We start from the raw sequence: 20,307 nt of genomic DNA on the forward strand, positions 1-20,307 counted from the left end.
GTTCCGAAACTGCGGCTCACGCCGCCTCCTTGAGCGGATGTTCCTGGGGGCGGCCGAGTGCGGAGAGCGCGGCGTCGGCGGCGGTGAATCCACTGCGGACGGCGCCCTCCATGGTCGCGGGCCAGCCGGTGGCGGTCCACGCGCCGGCGAGGTACAGGCCGGGGGCCCGGGTGCGGGTGCCCGGGCGCAGCCTGCCGACCCCCGGGGCGGGCGCGAAGGTGGCGGTGCGCTCCCGGGTGACGAAGAAGTCCCGTACGCCGGCTCCCCTGGTGGCGGGCAACAGCCGCTCCAGTTCGGGGAGATACCGGCTGCGCAGCTCGGCGACGGGGGTGTCGATCTCGTCCTCGGCGGCGGACTGGGAGATCGCCAGGTACTGGCCCTCGGTCACGCCGGACGCCTCGGTGCGGTCGAACACCCACTGGACCGGGGAGCCGAGCGCGGTGAAGAAGGGCCGGCGCAGCACCTTGCGGTCGTACAGGACGTGAAGGTTGAGGATCGGCGCGGTGCCGATGTCGAGCAGCCGGCCGGGGTCGTCGACGGCGCCGTCGGGCAGCAGTTCATGGGCCTCGCGCTGGGGGACGGCGAGGACGACGGTGTCCGCTTCGAGGCTCTCGCCGTCGGTGCCGACCCGCCAGCCGCCCTGGTCGGTCCGGGTGAGGGAGCGCACCCGGGTGGCGACCTCGGTACGGACTCCGGCCGCGGCGAGTGCCTTGCCCGCGAGGGTGTCGTGGAGTTCACCGAGGGGGACCCGGGCCCAGCCGATGTCGGCGGCGCCCGGGTCGGAGAGGAGGCCGGTCTTGAAGACCTTCGCGGCGAGGCCGGTGGAGGTGTTCGGCGCGGTGGCGTTCAGGGTCGCCACGCCGACGAGGTCCCACAGGGCCTCGATGGTGCGCCGCGACTGGCCGTGCCGGCCGAGCCAGGTGGCGAAGTCGAGTCCGTCGAGGGCCGGGTCGGCGGGGTCGAGCCGGCCCAGCGCGAGCGCGGCGCGTCCCACGCTCAGCCGCTCGGCGACCGAGAGGTGCGGGTAGCGGGCGAGGCTGCCCGCTAGGTGCAGCGGGACGGGCAGCGCGGCCCGGCGCAGCCTGCCGAGCCGGGGCCGGCCGGGGCCGCCGACATCGAGGACGGGGACGTCCAACCGGTCCTGGACCGGGGCGAGATGGGCGCCTTCGATCCGCTCGAGGAACCAGCGGTAGGCGGTGCAGCAGCGCAGGTAGACGTGCTGACCATTGTCGACGGTGAGGTCGCCGCGGCGGAAGGAGAAGGCGAGGCCGCCGAGGCGCGGGCGGCTTTCGAGGAGGGTGACGCGCAGTCCGGCGTCGGCGAGCCGGAGCGCCGCGGTGGTGCCGGCGATACCGCCGCCGACGACGACGGCGTGTCCGGGGGCGCCCGGGTGGTCCGGGGGCCGGGGGCCGGTCGCGTCGCCCGTCACGGTGTGGCGGGGCCGCTGGTCATCATCGTCCGTCATGCGTCCTCCCCTCGGACTGTCGCAGTCTGTGACGCGGCATCGGATCGAACGGTTGCCCGGAGGGGCCGTCCGTACGGGTGGGGCGTGGGCATCAGGCACGCCCCCTGGGGCTCTGCCGGGCGATGTGCCGGGTGTCCAGTCCGGAGAGCCCGCGCATGGCGACGTACGCCTTCTCGTGCCCGGGCAGCGAGACCCGGCCGCGCAGTACGGCCTCGGGGTCGCGCTCGATGCGGTCGAGCAGTCGCCGGTAGATGCCCGCCATGGCGGCGACACAGGCGCCGCTGCGCCGGTCCAGCATGGGCAGCAGCCGGTAGCCCTCGGCGAAGAGGGCGCGGGCGCGCCGCACTTCGAAGTGGATGAGGCCGGCGAAGTCGGCGCCGGGCGGCGGACTGACGGTGTGGAAGCCCGCGGAGCAGCCGAACTTGGCGAGGTCGTCGGCGGGCAGATAGGTGCGTCCGTTGCCCGCGTCCTCGCGGACGTCGCGCAGGATGTTGGTGAGTTGGAGGGCGAGGCCCAGGGTGTCGGCGTACTCGGCGGCGCGCTCGGTGCCGCGCGCGCCGGACTGGGTGCCGAACACGCCGAGCGAGAGCCGGCCGATGGCACCCGCGACACACCGGCAGTAGACCTTGAGGTCGTCCCAGGTCTCGTAGGTGGCGCCGCGGACGTCCATCAGGACGCCGTCGATGAGCTCGTCCAGCCCGTCCAGCGGGATGGGGAAGCGGTGCGCGGCGTCCGTGAGGGCGACGGCGACCGGGTCGGTGTCGTCCTCGGCGACGGCGCCCGCGCGGACGCGGGTCAGCAGCTCCCGGGTCGCCTCCAGCCGCTCGTGCTTGGCGTCCGGCGCGAGCGTGCCGTCGCCGATGTCGTCCACGCGCCGCGAGAACGCGTAGAGCGCGGACATCGCCTGCCGCTTGTCGGTCGGCAGCAGCCGGATGCCGTAGGCGAAGTTACGCGCCTGCTGTCCGGTGACGGCCTCGCAATAGCTGTACGCGGCCTGTACCGCCGCCGGCATGGGTGTCGGTTGGTCCATCGTCCGGCTCACCCCTCTCTACGCGCTCTTCGCAATACGGCACCCGTTTCCCGCAGCAAACGTGCCCTGCCGGGTTTGGGTGCTCCGGGCAGGACATCGTGTCCGGCTGCCGTGATCGCGGCGAGCGCGGCGTGGCCCCCGCCGACGAACCCGGCGAGCAGCAAGCGCAGCCTGCCGTGCACGCTGCCCACCAGCGGGACTCCGTCGTCCAGCAGCCGGCGGGCGCGTTCGGCCTGGTAGGCGACGAGCGCGCGCACGGAGGCGCTGCCGGTCGGGGCCGCCAGGTCGGCCTCGGTGACATGGAATCGCCGCATGTCGTCGGCGGGCAGATAGATCCGGTCAGCGGCGAGGTCCTCGGCCACGTCCTGGAGGTGTTCGATGATCTGGAGTGCGGTGCAGACGGCGTCGGAGCGCCGCACCCGCTCGGGGGTCGCGGTGCCGGTGAGCCCGAGCACGAGGCGGCCCACCGGGTTGGCGGAGAGTTCGCAGTACGCCAGGAGGTCGTCGTACGTCTCGTAGCGGCGGACGAGCTGGTCCTGGCGGTTGGCCGCGATCAGGCCGAGGAACGGGCCGGGTGGCAGAGCGCGGCGGCGGACGGTGGGGCGGAGCGCGACCAGCAGGGGGTGACGGGGTGCGTCACCGGACGGGTCCGGCCGGTCGGACTCCTGGGAACCTCCGGAGACCTCGGAGTCACCGGCCGTCTCGGAGGCACCGGTCGCTTCGGAACCGTCGAAGACACGGCGCAGGTCGGCCTCGAAGGCGTCGAGCAGCACCAGCCGGTCCTCGGCGTCGGCGGGGTCCACGCCGAGCAGCCGGGCGTCCCCGCCGCCGGGGGCGAGGTCGCCGTCGCCGATGTCGTCGACGAGGCGGGCGTAGCCGTAGAGGGCCATCAGGTCGTCGCGCCAGGCGCGCGGGAGGAAGAAGGGGGCGACGGGGAAGTTCTCCCGCGCCGCCTTGTCCAGGGTGGCGCGCGCGGGATCCACCGGATCGCCGGACGTCGTGGAGCTCCCCGCGGGCGCCGTGGCCAGCGGCGCGGCTGTGGTGCGCGTCGGTCGGATGTCAGTCATACGGGGCTACCAGGTGCGGGAACGGCGAAACCCTCACGGAGCTGGAGATTTTCGATCATTGCCGTCACATCTCCCGTTCTACACTGCCGATCCAATCCATCCTATTTCGGACACGCCGCCGGTGATCCCGACTGCGAGAGGTCCGCCCGTCGGACTGGGTGCCGAGGACGTATCGCCCCACTTGCCGCGATTCAGCACCGCTACAGCTTACGTTGTACAAGGCCCGGTGGATCGTCGGGGTGTCGCGCTCTTCACGGCAACGCCGCACTATCGGCCAACCTTCTCTCATCAGCCCGGACTTGACCCGCTTCGACGGTCCGGGCCCGGCCGCCGGGGGGCGCGGCCGACCGGCCGCTGTCGCCCATGAGGACGCGAGAAGGCCCCCGCCCGGATGCCATGGCGGGGGCCGTGGTCGGGACCGGACCCGGATCCGGTCCCGCTCTCGTCACTACTTGCCGGTCTCCTTCTCGTACGCCCGCAGGACCTCGGCCGTGGGACCGTCCATCAGCAGCTCGCCCTTCTCCAGCCACAGCACCCGGTTACAGGTGCCCCGGATGGACCCGAGACTGTGGCTGACCAGGAAGACCGTACCGGCCTCCTTGCGCAGTTCACGGATGCGCTGCTCGGACCGGATCTGGAACTTGCGGTCACCGGTGGCCAGCGCCTCGTCGATCATCAGGACGTCGTGGTTCTTGGACGCCGCGATGGCGAACCGGAGCCGCGCCCCCATGCCCGAGGAGTACGTGCGCATCGGCAGCGTGATGAAGTCGCCCTTCTCGTTGATCCCCGAGAAGTCGACGATGTCCTCGTAGCGCTCGTGGATCTCCTGCCGCGACATGCCCATGGCCAGGCCGCCGAGGATGACATTGCGCTCGCCGGTCAGATCGCCCATCAGCGCGGCGTTCACCCCGAGCAGGGAGGGCTGACCGTCGGTGTAGACCTTGCCCTGCTCGGTGGGGAGCAGCCCGGCTATGGCACGCAGCAGCGTGGACTTGCCGGAGCCGTTGGTGCCGATCAGACCGATCGCCTCGCCGCGGTAGGCGGTGAAGGAGACGCCCTTGACGGCGTGGACCTTGCGCACCCCTCGGGGCTCGCTCTTGCCCTTCTTGAGGATGCGGCTGAGCGCCGCCGTGGCGCTCCCCTTGCCGCCGGCGCTGCCGTGCACCCGGTAGACGATGTGCACATCGTCGGCGATGACGGTGGGAACCCGTCCCAGTTCGTTCTCAGCCACGGCCGTACCGCTCTTCCGCTTTCCAGAAGTACACGAAACCGAAGACGCCGACCAGCAGCGCCCAGCCCAGGGCGAACGCCCACACGTGCGGGGGCAGATTCTCCGAACCGTACCCGTCGATCAGTCCGAAGCGGATCAGGTCCATATAGATCGCGGCCGGATTGAGCTGGAGCACATCCGCGATCCAGGCGGGGTGGTCCTTCAGCATCACCGGGATGGAGAACATCACGCCGGACGCGTACATCCAGGTCCGCATGATGAACGGCATCAACTGCGCCAGGTCGGGCGTCTTGCTGCCGAGCCGCGCCATGGCCAGCGCGAGACCGGTGTTGAACACGAACTGGAAGACCAGCGCGGGCAGGATCAGCAGCCAGGACAGCGACGGATAGCTGCCGAAGCCGACCGCGATCAGCACCAGCACGACCATCGAGAACAGCAGTTGCTGGAGCTGCTGGAGCGCCAGGGAGATCGGCAGGGACGCGCGCGGGAAGTGCAGCGCCCGCACCAGCCCGAGGTTGCCGGAGATCGCCCGTACGCCCGCCATCACCGAGCTCTGCGTGAAGGTGAAGACGAAGACGCCCGTCACCAGGAAGGGGATGAAGACCTCCTTGTCCATCCCCCGTCCCGAGTTCAGGATCAGCCCGAAGATGAAGTAGTAGACGGCCGCGTTGAGCAGCGGCGTCACCACCTGCCAGAGCTGGCCGAGCTTCGCCTGGCTGTACTGCGCCGTCAGCTTGGCCTGGGAGAAGGCCAGGATGAAGTGGCGCCGGCCCCAGAGCTGCTGGATGTACGCGACCAGCCCGGGTCGCGCACCGCTGACCGCCAGGCCGTACTTGGCGGCGAGTTCCGCCGAGGACAGGCCCTCGTCGGCGGATGGCGGCGCGGTCATCGTGATCGCACCGTCCTGGGTTGTGTCACTCACAAGTCAAAACTTTCGTCTTCACAATGCGCGGCGGATTCGGGACTCTCGTCTTCACAATGCGCGGCGGATTCGGGCGCGGCGCCGAGCGGCCCCGGGGGCGCTCCCCCGGGTCGCCCGGCGCTGTCGGGACCGAGCTTGTCAGATCACCGGGGGCCGTCCTAGTCGGGTGAGCCGCCATACCGTACGCCACTTCATGGGCCGGCGCGGCCCGCACGGGGTCCGCCAGCCCTCCTTGAACCCGCCCAGCCACGCCTTGAGCGCCGCCGACGAGGGGCGTCGGGCGAGGGTGAGCAGCAGCCAGACCCCGACGTAGACCGGGACCAGCGGCGCGGGCAGGTTGCGGCGCGCGAGCCAGACCCGGTTGCGGGCCACCATGCGGTGGTAGACCGCGTGCCGGGACGGGGGCATCGTCGGATGGAACAGCACCATGTCCGAGCGGTAGTCGATCGACCACCCCGCGTCCAGCGCCCGCCAGGCGAGGTCGGTCTCCTCGTGCGCGTAGAAGAACTCCGCGGGCAGTTGGCCGACCTCGGCGAAGACCGAGGTCCGTACCGCGTTGGCACCACCGAGGAAGGTCGTCACCCGCGACGAGCGCATCGGGTCGGACGCGCGCAGCCGGGGCACGTGGCGGCGCTGGGTGAGTCCGGTCTCCGGGTCGGCGATCCGGAAGCTGACGATGCCGAGCCGGTCGTCGGCGGTGAACGCGGCGCGCACCAGTTCGGCCGTGTCGGTGTTCGGCAGCAGTCCGTCGTCGTCGAGGAAGAGCAGGACGTCCACGTCGGAGCCGCCGGGGCCGAATGCCTCGATGCCGACGTTGCGGCCCCCGGGGATGCCCAGGTTCTCGGGCAGGTCCACCGTGCGCACCCCCTCGGGGACGCCGGTGACCGGGGCGCCGTTGCCGACGACGACGACCTCGATCGGGTCGCCGTCCTGCTGGGCGACCGATTCGAGGAGCGCCCGGAGGTCGTCGGGGCGGGTCCCCATCGTGATGATGACCGCGCCGAGCCTCGGGGCGGCCGTCACTTCAGCCTGCTGGAGGCGAGGATCGACACCAGGTGCAGCAGTGTCTGGACGACGGCGATACCGGCCAGGATCGCGATGCCGAGACGGGTGAAGAACAGATCGCCCTGGACCAGGTCGAGCACGGCCGCGGCCAGGATGAAGAGGCTGGCCTCGATACCGCCGACGAGCCGGTGGAACTTGAGCGCGGCGGCGGCGCGCCGGGCGAGCGCCAGACCGGAGGAGCGGGGCACGGATGCCTCGTCCTTGACGGCGGGCAGTCCGCTGCGCTGCCGGGCCACGTCGACCAGGTCGGTCTCGGCCTTGATCAGGATCGCGCCGAGCGCGGCGATGGTGCCGAGGAAGGCCCAGAGCCACTCGGGGCCGCCGTCGCCGAAGACATCGGCGCCGCGGACGCCGAAGCCGATCAGCAGCGCCGCCTCGCAGAGGTAGTGGCCGACCCGGTCGAGATAGACACCGGTGATGGAGGTCTGGCCGCGCCAGCGGGCGACCTCGCCGTCCACGCAGTCCAGCAGCAGATAGATCTGGAAGAGGACGACCGCGAGGACCGCGCCGGTCAACCCCGGGATCAACAGCGCCGCGCCACCCAGCACACCCACGACGATCATCAGGTAGGTGAGCTGGTTGGGGGTGATTCTGGTGTTCACCAGATACGGGTCGATATGGAGGGAGATCTCGCGCATGTAAAGGCGCCCGGCCCAGTGCTCGCCGCTGCGCCGGTCCTTCACTCCCTCCGGATGAACGACCGGACGGAGTTCAGCTACGGATGGTCTTGGCATAGTCGGCGTACGCGTCCCTGATCTGATCGGTGGTGAGGTCAAGGTGCTCAAGAATGGTGAAACGGCCGGGACGGGTCTGCGGTGCGTACTCCACGGCTCGGACGAACTCCTCCGTGGAGAACCCGATCTCGTCGGGCAGGACCGGCAGGCCGTGGCGGCGCAGCACATCGGTGAAGAGGTGTGCCTGGTCGTGGGCGCCCCGCAGATGCATCGCGAAGGCGGCCCCGAGTCCGACCTGCTCGCCGTGGGGCGCCGAGCGTCCCGGGTAGAGCAGGTCGAAGGCGTGGTTGATCTCGTGGCAGGCGCCGGACGCCGGCCGGCTGTCGCCGGCCACCGACATGGAGATGCCGGTCAGGACCAGTCCCTCCGCGAGCACGGTGAGGAAGGCGTCGTCGCCGATGTCCCCGGGGTGCCGCAGCACGGCCTCGCCGGCCTGGCGGGCCATGGCGGCGGCCAGGCCGTCGATGGACTCGCCGGTGATCCGGTGGGACAGCTCCCAGTCGGCGACGCAGGAGATGTTGGAGACCGCGTCGCCGATGCCGGAGCGCACGTAGCGGACCGGGGCCCGGCGGACCACATCGAGATCGATGACGACGGCGATCGGCGTGGGGACCCCGTAGGAGCCCCGGCCGTTGTCGTTGTCGAGGGTGGCGACCGGGGAGCAGAGGCCGTCGTGGGCCAGGTTGGTGGCGACGGCGACCATCGGCAGCCCGACGCGGGCCGCCGCGTACTTCGCCACGTCCACGATCTTGCCGCCGCCGAGGCCGACGACCGCGTCGTACCGCTTGCCCTTGATGTCGTCGGCGAGCTGGACGGCGGAGTCGAGGGTGCCGTCGGCGACGGGGTACCAGTCGGCGCCCGGCAGGGCGGGCGCGAGCCGTTCCCGCAGCGCCTGTCCGGAGCCGCGGCTGATCGCGAAGGCGAGCCGGCCGGAGCTGGAGATCCGCTGGTCGGCCAGGAGGTCGACCAGATCGTCCAGTGCCCCGGGCCGGATGTCGACGACGACCGGCGACGGGATGAGCCGGGTCAGTACAGGCACGCGATCTCCCGGCCCTTCGCGAGATCGTCGTGGTTGTCGATCTCCACCCAGGGGACGTCTCCGATGGGGGCCACGTCCACGGTGAAACCGCGGTTGACCAGCTCCTGGTAGCCGTCCTCGTAGTAGAGGTCGGGGTCGCGCTCGAAGGTGGTCCGCAGCGCGTCGGCCAGCTCCACGGCGGCCTCCGGCTCGATCAGGGTGACCCCGATGTACTCACCGGTGGCGGTCGCCGGGTCCATCAGCTTGGTGATCCGGCGCACGCCGAGGCCGTCCTCGGTGATGACCTTCATCTCCTCGTCGGCGAGGTGCTTCACCGTGTCGAGGGCGAGGATGATCTTCCGGCCCTCGCCGCGCGCGGCCAGCAGGGCGCGCTCGACCGAGACCGGGTGGACCGTGTCGCCGTTGGCGAGGATGACGCCCCGCTTCAGGACCTCACGGGCGCACCACAGCGAGTAGGCGTTGTTCCACTCCTCCGCCTTGTCGTTCTCGACGAGGGTGAGCTTGATGCCGTACGTGGCCTCCAGGGCCGCCTGGCGTTCGTAGACGGCCTCCTTGCGGTAGCCGACGACGATGGCGGCCTCGGTGAGGCCGATCTCGGCGAAGTTCGCCAGGGTGAGGTCGAGGACGGTTCTGGCGCCGTCGCCGTCCGCCAGGGGCACGAGGGCCTTCGGAAGCGTGTCGGTGTAGGGGCGAAGACGCCGTCCGGCACCGGCTGCCAGTACGAGGCCGATCATGCGGGTTCTCCTTCGTCATGTACGGCGGGCGCCCCGGAGGACACCCAGAAGCGGATGCTCTCCACCAGCACCACGAGGGCGACGACGACCGCGAGGGCCGTCAGCGCGAGACGGAAGTCGGTGGCGGTGACCAGGGCGGCCAGCAGTGCGACGACCAGGATCCGGCCTTCGTGTCCGCCGATCGCCCGTACCAGCCAGGCCGGGGGCGCGCCCGTACCGCCGCGGATGCGGTACACCGTGTCGTAGTGATGGTAGGCGACGGCCGCGACCAGTCCGAAGGCCGCGGGCAGCGCCCCCGGCTCGTCGGCGCGGACGGCGAGCGCCAGGATCGTGCCGTACTCGGCCGCGCGGAAGACCGGGGGGACGAGCCAGTCGAGGGAGCCCGTGAGGGGGCGGGCGACGGCGAGGCCGGAGGTGAGGGCGTAGCCGGCGGCCGCGAGGACGGGCACGAAGGAGCCGTAGTCGCTGAACGCCGCGGCGCTCACCAGTGCGGCGCCGCCGAGCAGCGCGATCAGCGGGGGGGCCAGGGCGGGCAGCCCGCGGACGGCGGGACCGGTCGCGCGGGCGATGGCCTCGGCGAGCGGGCCGGAGTCCGCGAGGTCCGCCAGGGCCCGCGCCGCGCGCGCGGTCCGGGTCGCCCGCCGGGTCAGCGAGCGCAGCAGCCGGCCGGCCGTGGTGTAGGCGGCGGCGAAGCCGCAGCCGATGAGGAGCGCGTAGAAGACGATCCGCGGGGTGGCGACGGCGGTGAGCACCGCGATCATGGCCCAGCGCTCACCGATGGGCAGCACGATCATCCGGCGCACCCAGACCGTCCAGCCGACGCTGTCGAGCTTGTCGGAGAGCGCGGCGGTGGGGCTGGTGTTGGAGACGGCGTCGTGGTTGGCCTCGTTGAAGGAGAAGTCCACGACATGGCGGCAGATCTGGAGCACCATCGCACCGAGCGCCAGCGCCCACACGTCGTCGCCGCCGCGTGCCGCGCCCAGGGCGAGCCCCGCGTAGTAGGCGTACTCCTTGGCCCGGTCGAAGGTGGCGTCGAGCCAGGCGCCCATCGTGGAGTACTGGAGGGAGTAGCGGGCGAGCTGTCCGTCGGCGCAGTCCAGGACGAAGGAGAAGAGCAGCAGGACGCCGGCCGCGATGAATCCGCCGCGGGTGCCAGTGGCTGCGGCGGCTGCCGCGATCAGCGCGGTGACCAGGGACGCGGTGGTGACCTGGTTGGGGGTGAAGCCGCGGCGGGCGCACCAGCGGGCGAGGTACCGCGAGTAGGGGCTGATGCAGAAGGTGGTGAAGAAGCCGTCGCGGGCCTTCACCGCGGAGCGGAGCCGTACGGCCTCGTCGTCCACGGCGGCGACGGCCTGGCGGGCCTCGTTGCGGGCCTGGGGGTCGGCGGGCACGGTCGCCACGAGCGACCCCAGCTCGGGCCGGTGCGGGGCGTCGCCCGCGGCGTCGAGCGCATCGGCGACGGTGTCGGGGAGGATCGTGGTGGCGGCGAGGGCGATTCCGGTGACCGGGTCCCCGGCCGGGCCGGCGACGGTGGTCAGGGCGCGGGAGAGCGCTTCCCGCGCCTCCGGCTGGGCCGTCAGCGCACCGGGCACGGCCGCCAGCGGGAAGCGGGGGTCGGTCAGGGCGAGCCGGAGCGAGTGGACGTGGCCGACGAAGCGGGCGTCCACGACGGCGACGCGTTCGGTGGCCGGGACGTCCGCGAGGAGCGCGGCGGTCTCGGTGGCTCCCGGGGAGACCCGTACGTCGAAGCCCAGCGACCGCAGATCGCCCTCAAGCGACGATCCGGGTACGGGCGGACCGGTGACGATGGCGGTCGACAGACGAACTCACTCCTTGGAACCGAGGGTGTGGGTACGCGGCGGCCCCGGCCCGTGCGCGGGCGGTGGCTCGTCGGCGGAGACTTCGGCAGAGGCTATCGGATGCGCCCGGGCGGGAGTTCACTGGCTGTACCCGGCCCGATGGGCACGGCGGGGCCCTCGGAAGGGTCACCCCTCCCGCCTGGAGATCATCATTGTCGATCAACGCCCCCACCCACAAACCGTGCCCAGGGAGCGCCTTCAAAGGAGCGTCGTCCGCCCGGAGGGCGGGGCTGGCGGGGTCTGGTGCGTGCAGTCCCGAGGCGGAGGAGGGAGCCCATGCGGAGCATAGGCGACCGACGACAACGCAGGGTGGGGGTCCCAGGCCCCGTGGGCCGAGGCATGGGGCCTCCCCAGGCCCCCAAGGGCCGAGGCATGGGGCCTCCCCAGGCCCCCAAGGGCCGTGGCATGGGGCCTCCCCAGGCCCCCAAGGGCCGAGGCATGGGGCCTCCCCAGGCCCCCAAGGGCCGAGGCATGGGGCCTCCCCAGGCCCCCAAGGGCCGTGGGGACGTGCCGTAGCCAGTCCGTCGCGGGCCCGACAAGATCGCCCGGACAGGGCCTGGGGGGCGCGCAGGCCGGGGCACGGCAGACAGACGGGACTCTGAAGACGCGACCTAGAGTGAAGCGCATGAGTTGGTTGATCACAGGCGGAGCGGGATATATCGGCGCGCATGTCGTGCGGGCCATGGTGGGGGCGGGCGAGCAGGTCGTCGTGGTCGACGACCTGTCGTCGGGCGTCGGGGAGCGGCTGCCGGAGGGGGTCCCGCTGGTGTCCGGTCGGGTGTCGGACCGGGATCTCCTGGACCGTACGTTCGCCCGGTACGGGGTCACGGGTGTGGTGCACCTCGCGGCGAAGAAGCAGGTCGGGCAGTCGGTGGCCGAACCGCTGACCTACTACCGGGAGAACGTGCACGGTCTGACCGTGTTGCTGGAGGCCGTCGTGGCGGCCGGGGTGCCCCGATTCCTGTTCTCGTCGTCGGCGGCGGTCTACGGCGTCCCGGAGCTGGAGCTGATCCCGGAGTCGGCGCCCTGTGTGCCGATCAATCCGTACGGCGAGACCAAGCTGGCCGGTGAGTGGCTGGTGCGGGCGACGGGCCGGGCCCATGGGCTGTCGACGGCCTGTCTGCGCTACTTCAACGTGGCGGGCGCGGCCCGTCCCGAGCTGGCGGACACCGGGGTGTTCAACATCATCCCGATGTTCTTCGACCGGATCACCCGGGGGGAGGCGCCGCGGATCTTCGGCGACGACTATCCGACCCCGGACGGCACCTGTGTCCGGGACTACATCCATGTCGCCGATCTGGCCGACGCGCACCTCGCGGTGGCTCGCCGGCTGGCGGCGGGGGCGGCCGGGGATCTGACGGTGAACATCGGGCGCGGGACCGGTGTCTCGGTGCGCGAGCTGGCCGATCTGGTGGGCGAGGTCACGGGGTACGGGGCGGCGCCGGTCGTGGAGCCGCGCCGGCCGGGCGACGCGGCGAAGGCGGTGGCGTCGGTCGAGCTGATCGGTGCGGAGCTGGGATGGCGGGCCTCGCGCGGGGTGCGCGAAATGGTCGAGTCGGCGTGGGAGGGGTGGCGCGCGCACCGCCCGGCATCAGGCTGACCGCCGCGGGCCGGCCGGAGCAGCCGGCGGGGGGACCCACACCGGCTGCTCCGGTCGGCCGAACGAGGGCGGAATGATCCTTCACCACTCCTGACCTGCGGATCGTTTCCGCAGGTCAGACAACATGACAACGGTGTTCAGTGCCGTGTTGCCCATACCCCCCACCAGTAGTTCACTGGGGTCGCGGACAGATCGTTCCGAGAGCCCTCGGAACGGGTTCCGAGGCTTTTCGACGCGCTGGGAGGCATCAGCCATGGGGGCAGGGCACGACCACGGACACACGCACGGCGGACCGCCACCGACGGGCACCGCAGCCGCCGCCTACCGGGGGCGGCTGCGCGTCGCGCTGGTCATCACGGTGAGCGTGATGGTCCTGGAGATCGTCGGCGGTGTGGTCACCGGATCGCTCGCCCTGGTCGCCGACGCCGCCCACATGGCAACGGACGCGGTCGGTCTCGGGATGGCGCTCCTGGCCATCCACTTCGCCAACCGGCCGTACAGCACCAACCGCACCTTCGGCTTCGCCCGGGCCGAGATCCTGGCCGCGCTCGCCAACTGTCTTCTGCTGCTCGGCGTCGGCGGCTTCGTGCTGTACGAGGCGGTGCAGCGGTTCGTCACCCCGGCCGAGACGAACGGCGGGCTGACGATCGTCTTCGCCCTGGTCGGTCTGGTCGCCAATGTGGTCTCCCTCTCGCTGCTCATGCGCGGCCAGAAGGAGAGCCTCAATGTGCGCGGGGCGTATCTGGAGGTGCTGAACGACGCGCTCGGCTCGGTCGCGGTGCTGGTCTCGGCCACGATCATCCTCACCACGGGATGGCAGGCCGCGGACCCGATCGCGTCACTGGTGATCGGCGCGATGATCGTGCCGCGCACCGTGAAACTGCTGCGGGAGACCCTGAACGTCCTACTGGAGGCCGCGCCCAAGGGTGTGGACATGGCCGAGGTACGGGCGCACATAGTGGCTCTGCCGGGGGTGGAGGACGTCCACGACCTGCACGCCTGGACGATCACCTCCGGGATGCCGGTGCTCTCCGCGCATGTGGTGGTGAGCCAGGACACCCTGGACACGGTCGGGCACGAGCGGATACTGCACGATCTCCAGGGCTGCCTCGGCTCGCACTTCGACGTCGAACACTGCACCTTCCAACTGGAGCCGGTCGGGCATGCGTCGCACGAGGCCCGGCTCTGCCACTGAGGGCCGTCCGGGGCACCCCGGGCACCCCGCACCGGCGGCCCGGGGACATGCCCAGGGCCGCCGAAGTGCGGACTAGCCGCTCGCGTGCGGCAGACTGGGCAGGGCCCTCAGGGCGCCGAGGACCACAGCGAAGGATGGTTATGCCGACCTCACCCGCCACCGCCACGAACAGTACGTCGAGCGGCACACCCGAAACGATTCTGCTCGAACTGGTCGACGAAGACGGCAACACCATCGGCACCGCCGAGAAGCTGTCGGCCCATCAGGCGCCAGGCCGGCTGCACCGGGCGTTCTCCGTGTTTCTCTTCGACGAGCGGGGGCGGCTGCTGCTCCAGCGCCGGGCACTCGGGAAGTACCACTCCCCCGGCGTCTGGTCGAACACCTGCTGCGGGCACCCCTACCCCGGTGAGGCACCCTTCGCCGCCGCCGCCCGGCGCACGCACGAGGAGCTGGGGATCTCGCCCTCGCTGCTCGCTGAGGCGGGCACGGTCCGCTACAACCATCCGGACCCGGACTCGGGGCTGGTGGAGCAGGAGTACAACCACCTCTTCGTCGGGCTGGCGCAGGGCGCGCCGCTGCCGGATCCGGAGGAGGTCGGCGAGACGGTCTTCGTCACTCCCGAGGAACTGGCCGCGCGGCACGCGGCGGGACCGTTCTCGGCGTGGTTCATGACGGTGCTGGACGCCGCCCGCCCGGCGATCAGGGAGCTGACGGGCCCGTCCGGCGGCTGGTGACCCCCCGGGCGGTACGACAGCACGGCGGCGGGCCTCAGCGGGGCGCGGTACCGCCGCCGTGGGCCGGGCGGAGCGGCAGCTCGGCCCAGACGACCTTCCCGCCGATGGCGGTCTGCTCGATGTCGTAGCGCCCGCCGGCCTCCCGGGTGATCTCCCGGACGAGGAGCAGCCCCCGGCCGCCGGTCTGGCCGCGGTCGAGCTCAAGCGCCGATGGCCGGTACGGGTGGCAGTCCTCCACGGACACCCGGATCCGCCCGGCGCGTACGGCGACCTCCAGGCCCAGCTCGGGCGAGAGTAGCGCCGCGTGCCGGACGGCGTTGGTGACCAGCTCGGAGACGATCAGCAGCAGGCTCTGGACGATGTCGTCGCGCACGGGTACGCCCTGGCGGCACAGGAGATCGCGCACGGCGTGCCGGGCGCGGGGTACGGAGACGTCGACCGAGGGGGCGGTGAACCGCCAGACGCCCTCGTACGACAGTGGCCGGGCCGGGACGCTCCCGCGGCTCTCCATAGTCCGGTACCACCCTCGGCTCGGCTGTCACTGACCGTCGAGTAATCAGTGTTGGCAGTGGGCCGGTCCGGTCCGCGATATTGAACAGAAGTCAGCAGCAATCGACACCTTTTGACCGTGGAGTGCGTGACAGCGACGTTTGTACGACCGGTCCTGACGCCCTCAGGGCCCGGGGCCGGGGCCGGCTGTTCCGCCCGGTGCGCCCGGACCCTGCGGATCGCGGGGTGTGCCCGGTTCGCCCGGTGCCCGCGCCGTGCCCGGTGTGCCGTGCCTTCCCGCCCTGCCCGACCGCCCCTCGGGCGGCGCGACCATTCCGACGATCTGCCGGCCGCCGACACCGATGGCGATCAGCCCGAGGCCGTCGAAGAGCAGTGCCAGCGAGAAGAAGAGCCCCAGGACGTAACGGCTGCTCTCCGGCCAGTTGCCGAGCACCAGAATGCCCAGCAGCAGACCGAAGGCGCCCTGCACCAGGGTCCAGCCGAACTGGGGACCCCGTACCACCAGACTGCCCACCAGCCGGAAGAGACCACCGGTCAGGAAGAGCAGCGCGGCGAACAGGGTCAGTGCCTCCGCCGAGCCCTCGGGGTGTCGGATGACGACCACACCGGCCGCGATGTTCAGCGCCGCGACCACCACGGCCAACCAGAAGAAGTCACTGCCCCGGGACTGGACGGCGTGCACCAGACCGACCACGCCGCCGAGCAGCAGCAGCCAGCCGAAGAGCAGCATGGAGGTCAGGGTGGCGAGCCCGGTGTAGACGAGACCGACGATTCCGGCGAGGACGAGGATCACGCCGAGGGCGGCCAGCACCCCGAATCCGCGCTTCAGCCGCCGGGGCTCCTGAGTGGTACCGGCCATCGTCTCCTCCTCGCCGCACCCCCCTGGTACCCCTTCTTGATCGTAGGTCCGGGCCGGGCGGATAGCATCCGGCGCATGGAGACGCCAGCCCTCGCGGCGCACCGGCCCCGGGTGACCCACACCGTCGCGGACGGGGTCGCCACCGTCGTCATCAGCAATCCCGCCAAGCGCAACGCCATGACGGCGGCGATGTGGCGGTCGCTGCCGGAGCTGCTCGGGCGGCTCGCGGGCGATCCGACCGTCCGCGCGCTGGTGCTCACCGGCGACGGGGAGACCTTCTGCGCCGGCGCCGACATCTCGTCGCTGCGGGAGCCGGGCGAGTCGCCACAGGCACTGTCCGTACGGGCGGAGGACGCTCTTGCCGCGTTCCCGAAGCCGACGCTCGCGGCCGTGCGCGGCTACTGCGTCGGGGGCGGCTGTCAGCTCGCCGCCGCCTGCGATCTACGGTTCGCGGCGGCCGACGCACTCTTCGGGGTGACGCCGGCGAAGCTGGGCATCGTCTACCCGGCCTCCTCGACCCGGCGGCTGGTCTCGCTGGTGGGCCCGTCGGCCGCGAAGTACCTCCTGTTCACCGGCGAGCTGATCGATACGGAACGGGCGCTGCGCACGGGGCTCGTGGACGAGGTGCTCGCCGGCGACGAACTGGGCAAGCGGGTTGCCGAGTTCACCCGGATCGTCGCCGCGCGCTCGCAGCTCACCCAGGCGGCCGCCAAGGAGTTCGTGACGGGCCGGGCCGACCGGGAGGCTTACTGGGCGGAGCGGGCGGCTGAGCAGGCGCGCGCGGGCGGCGACACCGCGGAGGGTGTCGCCGCCTTTCTGGAGCGGCGCCCGCCCCGGTTCACCTGGACGGTGTGAGCGGGGCGGCTGGTGGGTCGGCCGGCCCGGCCCGGATATGCCCGGTCAGGCCCGGTCAGGCCCGGAAGACCGTCGCGTGCTCATTCCGCAGGGCGGCGACGATCTCGGCCGGGGCCTTGTCGGGCGAGCCGGCGTCGTACGGCGGCTCGGGGTCGTACTCCGTCAGGAGCTGGATGGTCTGGGCGAAGGTGTCGCCGGCGATCCGGCCCAACAGCGACAGCCCCATGTCGATGCCGGACGAGACGCCGGCCGCGGTGACGTACTTGCCGTCGAAGACGACACGCTCGCCCGTCGAACGCGCGCCGAACCCCTCCAGGGTGTCCAGGGCGAGCCAGTGCGAGGTGGCGCGGCGGCCGGTGAGCAGCCCGGCCGCGGCGAGGACGAGTGAACCGGTGCAGACGGAGGTGGTCCAGGTGCTGGTGGCGTCCGCGGAACGCAGCCAGTCGAGGATCGTCTCGTCCCGCATGGCGAGGTCGGAGCCGGGTCCACCGGGCACCAGCACGATGTCCGGGTCGGTGACCTCGGCGAGGGTCCGGTCCGCAACGAGGGCGAGGGAGCCCTGGTCGCCGCGGACCGGACCGCGCTCCTTCGCGATGAAGACCGTCTCGGCCTCCGGGAGCCGGCTGAGGGTCTCGTAGGGGCCGATCGCGTCGAGGGTGGTGAAGCCGTCGAAGAGCAGTACGGCGATCCGCACGGGGGCCGTGGCGGGCTGGGCAGGGGTGTTCTCGGACATGGGGTTCCTCTCGGTCGGGTCGGATGGGTCGGATGGGTCGGACGGCCCGGGATTCGGGCGGTGTGGAGGTGGTTCGGGTGCGGCGCCCCGGGCTCAGGCGCGCGCGGTCCTCCCTCGGCGGAGGCGCCGGCCGAGCGGGCTCTTGGTCCCCGGCTGACAAGTCGGCCGAGCGGGCTCTTGGTCTCCTGGTGGCGGTCGGCCGAGGGGGGGCGGTCTCCCTGGCGGAGGGGTCAGCCGAGGGGGGCGTGGAAGCGGCGGCGGTACTCCGCCGGCGAGGTGCCGAGGGTCTTCAGGAAGAGGCGGCGCAGCGCCTCGGGGGTGCCGTAGCCGATGGCGCGGGAGATCTCCTCGACGCCGTCGGTGGTCTCCTCCAGCAGCCGCCGCGCGTGCTCCAGCCGCACCCGCTCCACATACCGGCCCGGTGTCGTCCCGGTCTCGGCCTGGAAGGCGCGGGCGAAGTGGCGCGGGGAGAGCCGGGCGCGGGCGGCCAGCGCTTCGACGGACAGATCGTCGCCGGGGTGTTCGGTCACCCAGTGCTGGACCTCCCGCAGCGGCTCGCGGCGCGCGGTCTGGGCGGCGAGCTGGGCGCTGAACTGGGCCTGGCTCCCCGGGCGCCGGAGGAAGACGACCAGATAGCGGGCGATGGTGAGGGCGACCTCCCGGCCGTAGTCCTCCTCGACCAGGGCGAGCGCCAGATCGATGCCCGCGGTGACACCCGCCGAGGTGGCGATCCTGCCGTCCCGTACGAAGATCGGGTCGGGTTCCACCAGGACCCGGGGGTAGTCCCTGGCCATCTCGTCGCAGGAGGCCCAGTGGGTGGTGGCCCGATGGCCGTCGAGCAGCCCGGCCTCGGCGAGCAGCAGCGATCCGGTGCAGACGGAGACGAGGCGTTCGGGGTGCGGCCCGTGCTCGCGGAGCCAGTCGATGAGTACGGGGTCGGGGCCGAGCGGGCCCCCGCCCCCGGGGACGAGCAGCGTGTGCGGGCGCGGCGCATCGGCGAGCGAGGTGTCGGGGACGAGAGTGAGGCCGCTGGTGGTGCGGACCGGCGCGCCGTCGGGCGACGCGGTGCGCAGCGGATAGGCGGCCGGGTTCCCGGTGACGTGGTCGGCGCCCGCGAACACCTCGACGGGGCCGGTCACATCGAGGCTCTGTACGCCGTCGTAGAGGACGACGAGGATGCTTCGCTCGGTCATGTCAGCCATCTTTCGCGGTGGCGTCGATGGCCGCAATGACGAGATTCCCACCTTTCCTGCCACCCCAGCCCCGCCGTACCCCGCGAAACCGTTGCCGTTTCCGTCGGACCGTTCGGTTCCGCCACGCCTCCATTGCCCTACCGGTCGGTACTGCTACCCCTTCTCTCCCTACCGGTCGGTACGTAGGCTGCGGCATATGACTTCCGAGACCGCTACGGCCCGACGCTGTCACCACGTCCTCGACCCGCTGCACGCGACGGTCTACTTCTCGCCCGATCTACCGAAGGAGCTCTCCGCGATCGGCGTTGACGAGCCCGACGCCGTCTATGTCGCCTCCCGGGCCGCCGCGATGGGGGCGGTGGGGCCGGGCGCCGTCGCCGCGGCCTTCTACAACTTCAACCCGGAGATGATCGCCCGGCTGGTGCCGTCGGTGTGGGCGACCGCGTCACCCGCGGCCATCGTGGGGGCCCGACTGCGGGCCGTGGACAGCACGCTGCGGCGGCTGTTGGGCGCCGAGGTGATCGACTCCCCCGAGCTGGCGGAGGCCGCCCGGCTCGCCCTGCGCGCGACCGAGGCGTGCGCCCCGCAGGCCCGTCCCCTGTACGCGGCCCACGCCGAGCTGCCCGTACCCGCCGAACCCCACCTGGCGTACTGGTACGCCACGACCCTGCTGCGCGAGCACCGGGGCGACGGGCATGTCTCGGCGCTGCTGACGCTGGAACTGGACCCGCTGGAGGCGCTGGTGAGCCACACCGCCACCGGCAGGGGCATGACACCGCACTGGGTGCTCTCCACCCGTGGCTGGCAGCAGTCCGACTGGGACGCCGCGCAGGCCCGGCTCCGGGAGCGCGGCGTGCTGGACGCGGAGGGTGCGCTGACGGCGGACGGCATACGGCTCCGTTCGGACCTGGAGCTCCTGACGGACCGTCTGGACCGGGCGCCGTACCAACACCTGGGCGCGGCTGGGGTGGAGCGGCTGACCGAGCTGGGGCGGGAGCTGTTGGTGAAGGCGGCCGGGGCGGGAGCGTTCCCCGCGGACCTGATCGGCAAGGAGTGACGGTGTGAACTGCGCCTGACCGGTTCCGGGACGGCCGGTTCCGGGACGGCCGGGGCGCAAGGGCCGGGCTCGCCTCAGGGGCCGGGCTCGCCTCAGGTCCGGGCCGGGGGGCCGTCGGGGTCTCCCGGTCCGGCCCTCACGGTGCCCCGGGTGGCCGGGGGCCGAAGGAGCACGAGGGGTTTGTCCCGGCGTCGGGCGGCAACCCGGTCCGGGACATCCCGTCGATTTCAGGAGGCCCCTTATGTTCCGTGCCGTAGCGGACGCGCTCCGCATGGTCGGTTCCACCGTCGCCACCATCGTCACCCTGCCGTTCCGGCTGCTCGCCCGGCTCTTCGGCGGGGCCTCAGGCGGCGGCCGACGCACCCGCCGCGCCTGAGGCCCTCCTGCTGGATCTCGCTGGGCTCCGGTGTCCGGGGCGGTGTACG

20 protein-coding genes are annotated in these 20,307 nt (G+C 72.1%); 6 read left to right on the plus strand and 14 right to left on the minus strand.

What is annotated here, in order from left to right; genetic code table 11:
- Positions 1–16: 16 nt before the first annotated feature.
- From hpnE to ACH4S7_RS14755, 10 genes are all read right to left on the minus strand, one after another.
- On the minus strand, positions 17–1,465 hold the full coding sequence (gene hpnE / locus ACH4S7_RS14710; RefSeq protein ID WP_398521528.1) for a hydroxysqualene dehydroxylase HpnE: 1,449 nt from the start codon (positions 1,463–1,465) through the stop codon (positions 17–19).
- Between the two features lie 91 nt (positions 1,466–1,556).
- Entirely contained in the window at positions 1,557–2,495 is a 939-nt protein-coding gene (gene hpnD / locus ACH4S7_RS14715) for a presqualene diphosphate synthase HpnD (protein ID WP_398521529.1), read from the minus strand.
- Between the two features lie 8 nt (positions 2,496–2,503).
- The gene (gene hpnC / locus ACH4S7_RS14720) at positions 2,504–3,562 is read right to left on the minus strand and encodes a squalene synthase HpnC (protein WP_398521530.1); all 1,059 of its coding nucleotides are present in this window, start codon (positions 3,560–3,562) and stop codon (positions 2,504–2,506) included.
- Positions 3,563–4,010: 448 nt separating this feature from the next.
- Positions 4,011–4,793, minus strand: coding sequence for an ABC transporter ATP-binding protein (locus ACH4S7_RS14725; RefSeq protein ID WP_398521531.1), 783 nt, complete (start codon positions 4,791–4,793; stop codon positions 4,011–4,013).
- A complete protein-coding gene (locus tag ACH4S7_RS14730; RefSeq protein ID WP_398521532.1) occupies positions 4,786–5,715 on the minus strand; it encodes an ABC transporter permease in 930 nt (309 codons plus the stop codon). The genes ACH4S7_RS14725 and ACH4S7_RS14730 overlap by 8 nt, the downstream gene beginning before the upstream one ends.
- 138 nt (positions 5,716–5,853) lie before the next feature.
- Positions 5,854–6,699 carry a glycosyltransferase family 2 protein gene (locus ACH4S7_RS14735; protein ID WP_398521876.1) on the minus strand — a complete coding sequence of 282 codons (846 nt, stop codon included), beginning with the start codon at positions 6,697–6,699 and terminating at the stop codon, positions 5,854–5,856.
- A 35-nt stretch (positions 6,700–6,734) separates the two neighbouring features.
- The gene (locus ACH4S7_RS14740) at positions 6,735–7,514 is read right to left on the minus strand and encodes a CDP-alcohol phosphatidyltransferase family protein (RefSeq protein WP_398521533.1); all 780 of its coding nucleotides are present in this window, start codon (positions 7,512–7,514) and stop codon (positions 6,735–6,737) included.
- Positions 7,492–8,553 (minus strand): iron-containing alcohol dehydrogenase family protein, encoded by a 1,062-nt coding sequence (locus ACH4S7_RS14745; protein ID WP_398521534.1) that lies wholly within the window; start codon positions 8,551–8,553, stop codon positions 7,492–7,494. Before ACH4S7_RS14745 ends, ACH4S7_RS14740 begins: the two co-directional genes overlap by 23 nt.
- Entirely contained in the window at positions 8,541–9,287 is a 747-nt protein-coding gene (locus tag ACH4S7_RS14750) for a sugar phosphate nucleotidyltransferase (protein ID WP_398521535.1), read from the minus strand. The genes ACH4S7_RS14745 and ACH4S7_RS14750 overlap by 13 nt, the downstream gene beginning before the upstream one ends.
- Positions 9,284–11,107, minus strand: a complete 1,824-nt coding sequence (locus ACH4S7_RS14755; protein ID WP_398521877.1) for a DUF5941 domain-containing protein — start codon at positions 11,105–11,107, stop codon at positions 9,284–9,286. Before ACH4S7_RS14755 ends, ACH4S7_RS14750 begins: the two co-directional genes overlap by 4 nt.
- Positions 11,108–11,771: 664 nt before the next feature.
- On the opposite strand from ACH4S7_RS14755, the gene galE reads away from it, so the two are divergent.
- The 3 genes from galE to idi all read left to right on the plus strand — a co-directional run bounded on the left by galE (position 11,772) and on the right by idi (position 14,675).
- Entirely contained in the window at positions 11,772–12,746 is a 975-nt protein-coding gene (gene galE / locus ACH4S7_RS14760; protein WP_398521536.1) for a UDP-glucose 4-epimerase GalE, read from the plus strand.
- Positions 12,747–12,999: 253 nt separating this feature from the next.
- Positions 13,000–13,941: a cation diffusion facilitator family transporter gene (locus tag ACH4S7_RS14765; protein ID WP_398521537.1), complete on the plus strand. Its 942-nt coding sequence runs from the start codon at positions 13,000–13,002 to the stop codon at positions 13,939–13,941.
- Positions 13,942–14,081: 140 nt separating this feature from the next.
- Positions 14,082–14,675 (plus strand): isopentenyl-diphosphate Delta-isomerase, encoded by a 594-nt coding sequence (gene idi / locus ACH4S7_RS14770; RefSeq protein ID WP_398521538.1) that lies wholly within the window; start codon positions 14,082–14,084, stop codon positions 14,673–14,675.
- Positions 14,676–14,709: 34 nt separating this feature from the next.
- On the opposite strand, the gene ACH4S7_RS14775 is transcribed toward idi, so the two are convergent.
- Both ACH4S7_RS14775 and ACH4S7_RS14780 read right to left on the minus strand, forming a co-directional pair.
- Positions 14,710–15,186, minus strand: coding sequence for an ATP-binding protein (locus ACH4S7_RS14775; RefSeq protein WP_398521539.1), 477 nt, complete (start codon positions 15,184–15,186; stop codon positions 14,710–14,712).
- Between the two features lie 162 nt (positions 15,187–15,348).
- Positions 15,349–16,044: an HdeD family acid-resistance protein gene (locus ACH4S7_RS14780; RefSeq protein ID WP_398521540.1), complete on the minus strand. Its 696-nt coding sequence runs from the start codon at positions 16,042–16,044 to the stop codon at positions 15,349–15,351.
- 75 nt (positions 16,045–16,119) lie between these two features.
- Between ACH4S7_RS14780 and ACH4S7_RS14785 the strand changes: the two genes are divergently transcribed.
- Positions 16,120–16,899 (plus strand): enoyl-CoA hydratase/isomerase family protein, encoded by a 780-nt coding sequence (locus ACH4S7_RS14785; RefSeq protein WP_398521541.1) that lies wholly within the window; start codon positions 16,120–16,122, stop codon positions 16,897–16,899.
- Positions 16,900–16,954: 55 nt separating this feature from the next.
- Here the strand turns inward: ACH4S7_RS14785 and ACH4S7_RS14790 are convergent, their stop codons facing one another.
- Both ACH4S7_RS14790 and ACH4S7_RS14795 read right to left on the minus strand, forming a co-directional pair.
- The gene (locus tag ACH4S7_RS14790; protein ID WP_398521878.1) at positions 16,955–17,593 is read right to left on the minus strand and encodes a DJ-1/PfpI family protein; all 639 of its coding nucleotides are present in this window, start codon (positions 17,591–17,593) and stop codon (positions 16,955–16,957) included.
- A 269-nt stretch (positions 17,594–17,862) separates the two neighbouring features.
- Positions 17,863–18,825, minus strand: a complete 963-nt coding sequence (locus ACH4S7_RS14795; protein WP_398521542.1) for a GlxA family transcriptional regulator — start codon at positions 18,823–18,825, stop codon at positions 17,863–17,865.
- A gap of 196 nt (positions 18,826–19,021) precedes the next feature.
- On the opposite strand from ACH4S7_RS14795, the gene ACH4S7_RS14800 reads away from it, so the two are divergent.
- Positions 19,022–19,882, plus strand: coding sequence for a hypothetical protein (locus ACH4S7_RS14800; protein WP_398521543.1), 861 nt, complete (start codon positions 19,022–19,024; stop codon positions 19,880–19,882).
- Between the two features lie 241 nt (positions 19,883–20,123).
- A complete protein-coding gene (locus tag ACH4S7_RS14805; RefSeq protein ID WP_398521544.1) occupies positions 20,124–20,258 on the plus strand; it encodes an LPFR motif small protein in 135 nt (44 codons plus the stop codon).
- Positions 20,259–20,307: the final 49 nt, after the last annotated feature.

The sequence above is a fragment of the Streptomyces sp. NPDC020965 genome (assembly GCF_044333555.1).
In the GTDB taxonomy this organism is placed as follows: Bacteria; Actinomycetota; Actinomycetes; order Streptomycetales; family Streptomycetaceae; genus Streptomyces.

Coding starts and splice junctions, on each gene's coding strand:
- hpnE (WP_398521528.1), bottom strand. CDS start 1,465: ATGACGGACGATGATGACCAGCGGCCCCGCCACACCGTGACGGGCGAC.
- hpnD (WP_398521529.1), bottom strand. CDS start 2,495: ATGGACCAACCGACACCCATGCCGGCGGCGGTACAGGCCGCGTACAGC.
- hpnC (WP_398521530.1), bottom strand. CDS start 3,562: ATGACTGACATCCGACCGACGCGCACCACAGCCGCGCCGCTGGCCACG.
- ACH4S7_RS14735 (WP_398521876.1), bottom strand. CDS start 6,699: ATGGGGACCCGCCCCGACGACCTCCGGGCGCTCCTCGAATCGGTCGCC.
- ACH4S7_RS14740 (WP_398521533.1), bottom strand. CDS start 7,514: ATGCCAAGACCATCCGTAGCTGAACTCCGTCCGGTCGTTCATCCGGAG.
- ACH4S7_RS14750 (WP_398521535.1), bottom strand. CDS start 9,287: ATGATCGGCCTCGTACTGGCAGCCGGTGCCGGACGGCGTCTTCGCCCC.
- galE (WP_398521536.1), top strand. CDS start 11,772: ATGAGTTGGTTGATCACAGGCGGAGCGGGATATATCGGCGCGCATGTC.
- ACH4S7_RS14765 (WP_398521537.1), top strand. CDS start 13,000: ATGGGGGCAGGGCACGACCACGGACACACGCACGGCGGACCGCCACCG.
- idi (WP_398521538.1), top strand. CDS start 14,082: ATGCCGACCTCACCCGCCACCGCCACGAACAGTACGTCGAGCGGCACA.
- ACH4S7_RS14775 (WP_398521539.1), bottom strand. CDS start 15,186: ATGGAGAGCCGCGGGAGCGTCCCGGCCCGGCCACTGTCGTACGAGGGC.
- ACH4S7_RS14780 (WP_398521540.1), bottom strand. CDS start 16,044: ATGGCCGGTACCACTCAGGAGCCCCGGCGGCTGAAGCGCGGATTCGGG.
- ACH4S7_RS14785 (WP_398521541.1), top strand. CDS start 16,120: ATGGAGACGCCAGCCCTCGCGGCGCACCGGCCCCGGGTGACCCACACC.
- ACH4S7_RS14795 (WP_398521542.1), bottom strand. CDS start 18,825: ATGACCGAGCGAAGCATCCTCGTCGTCCTCTACGACGGCGTACAGAGC.
- ACH4S7_RS14800 (WP_398521543.1), top strand. CDS start 19,022: ATGACTTCCGAGACCGCTACGGCCCGACGCTGTCACCACGTCCTCGAC.
- ACH4S7_RS14805 (WP_398521544.1), top strand. CDS start 20,124: ATGTTCCGTGCCGTAGCGGACGCGCTCCGCATGGTCGGTTCCACCGTC.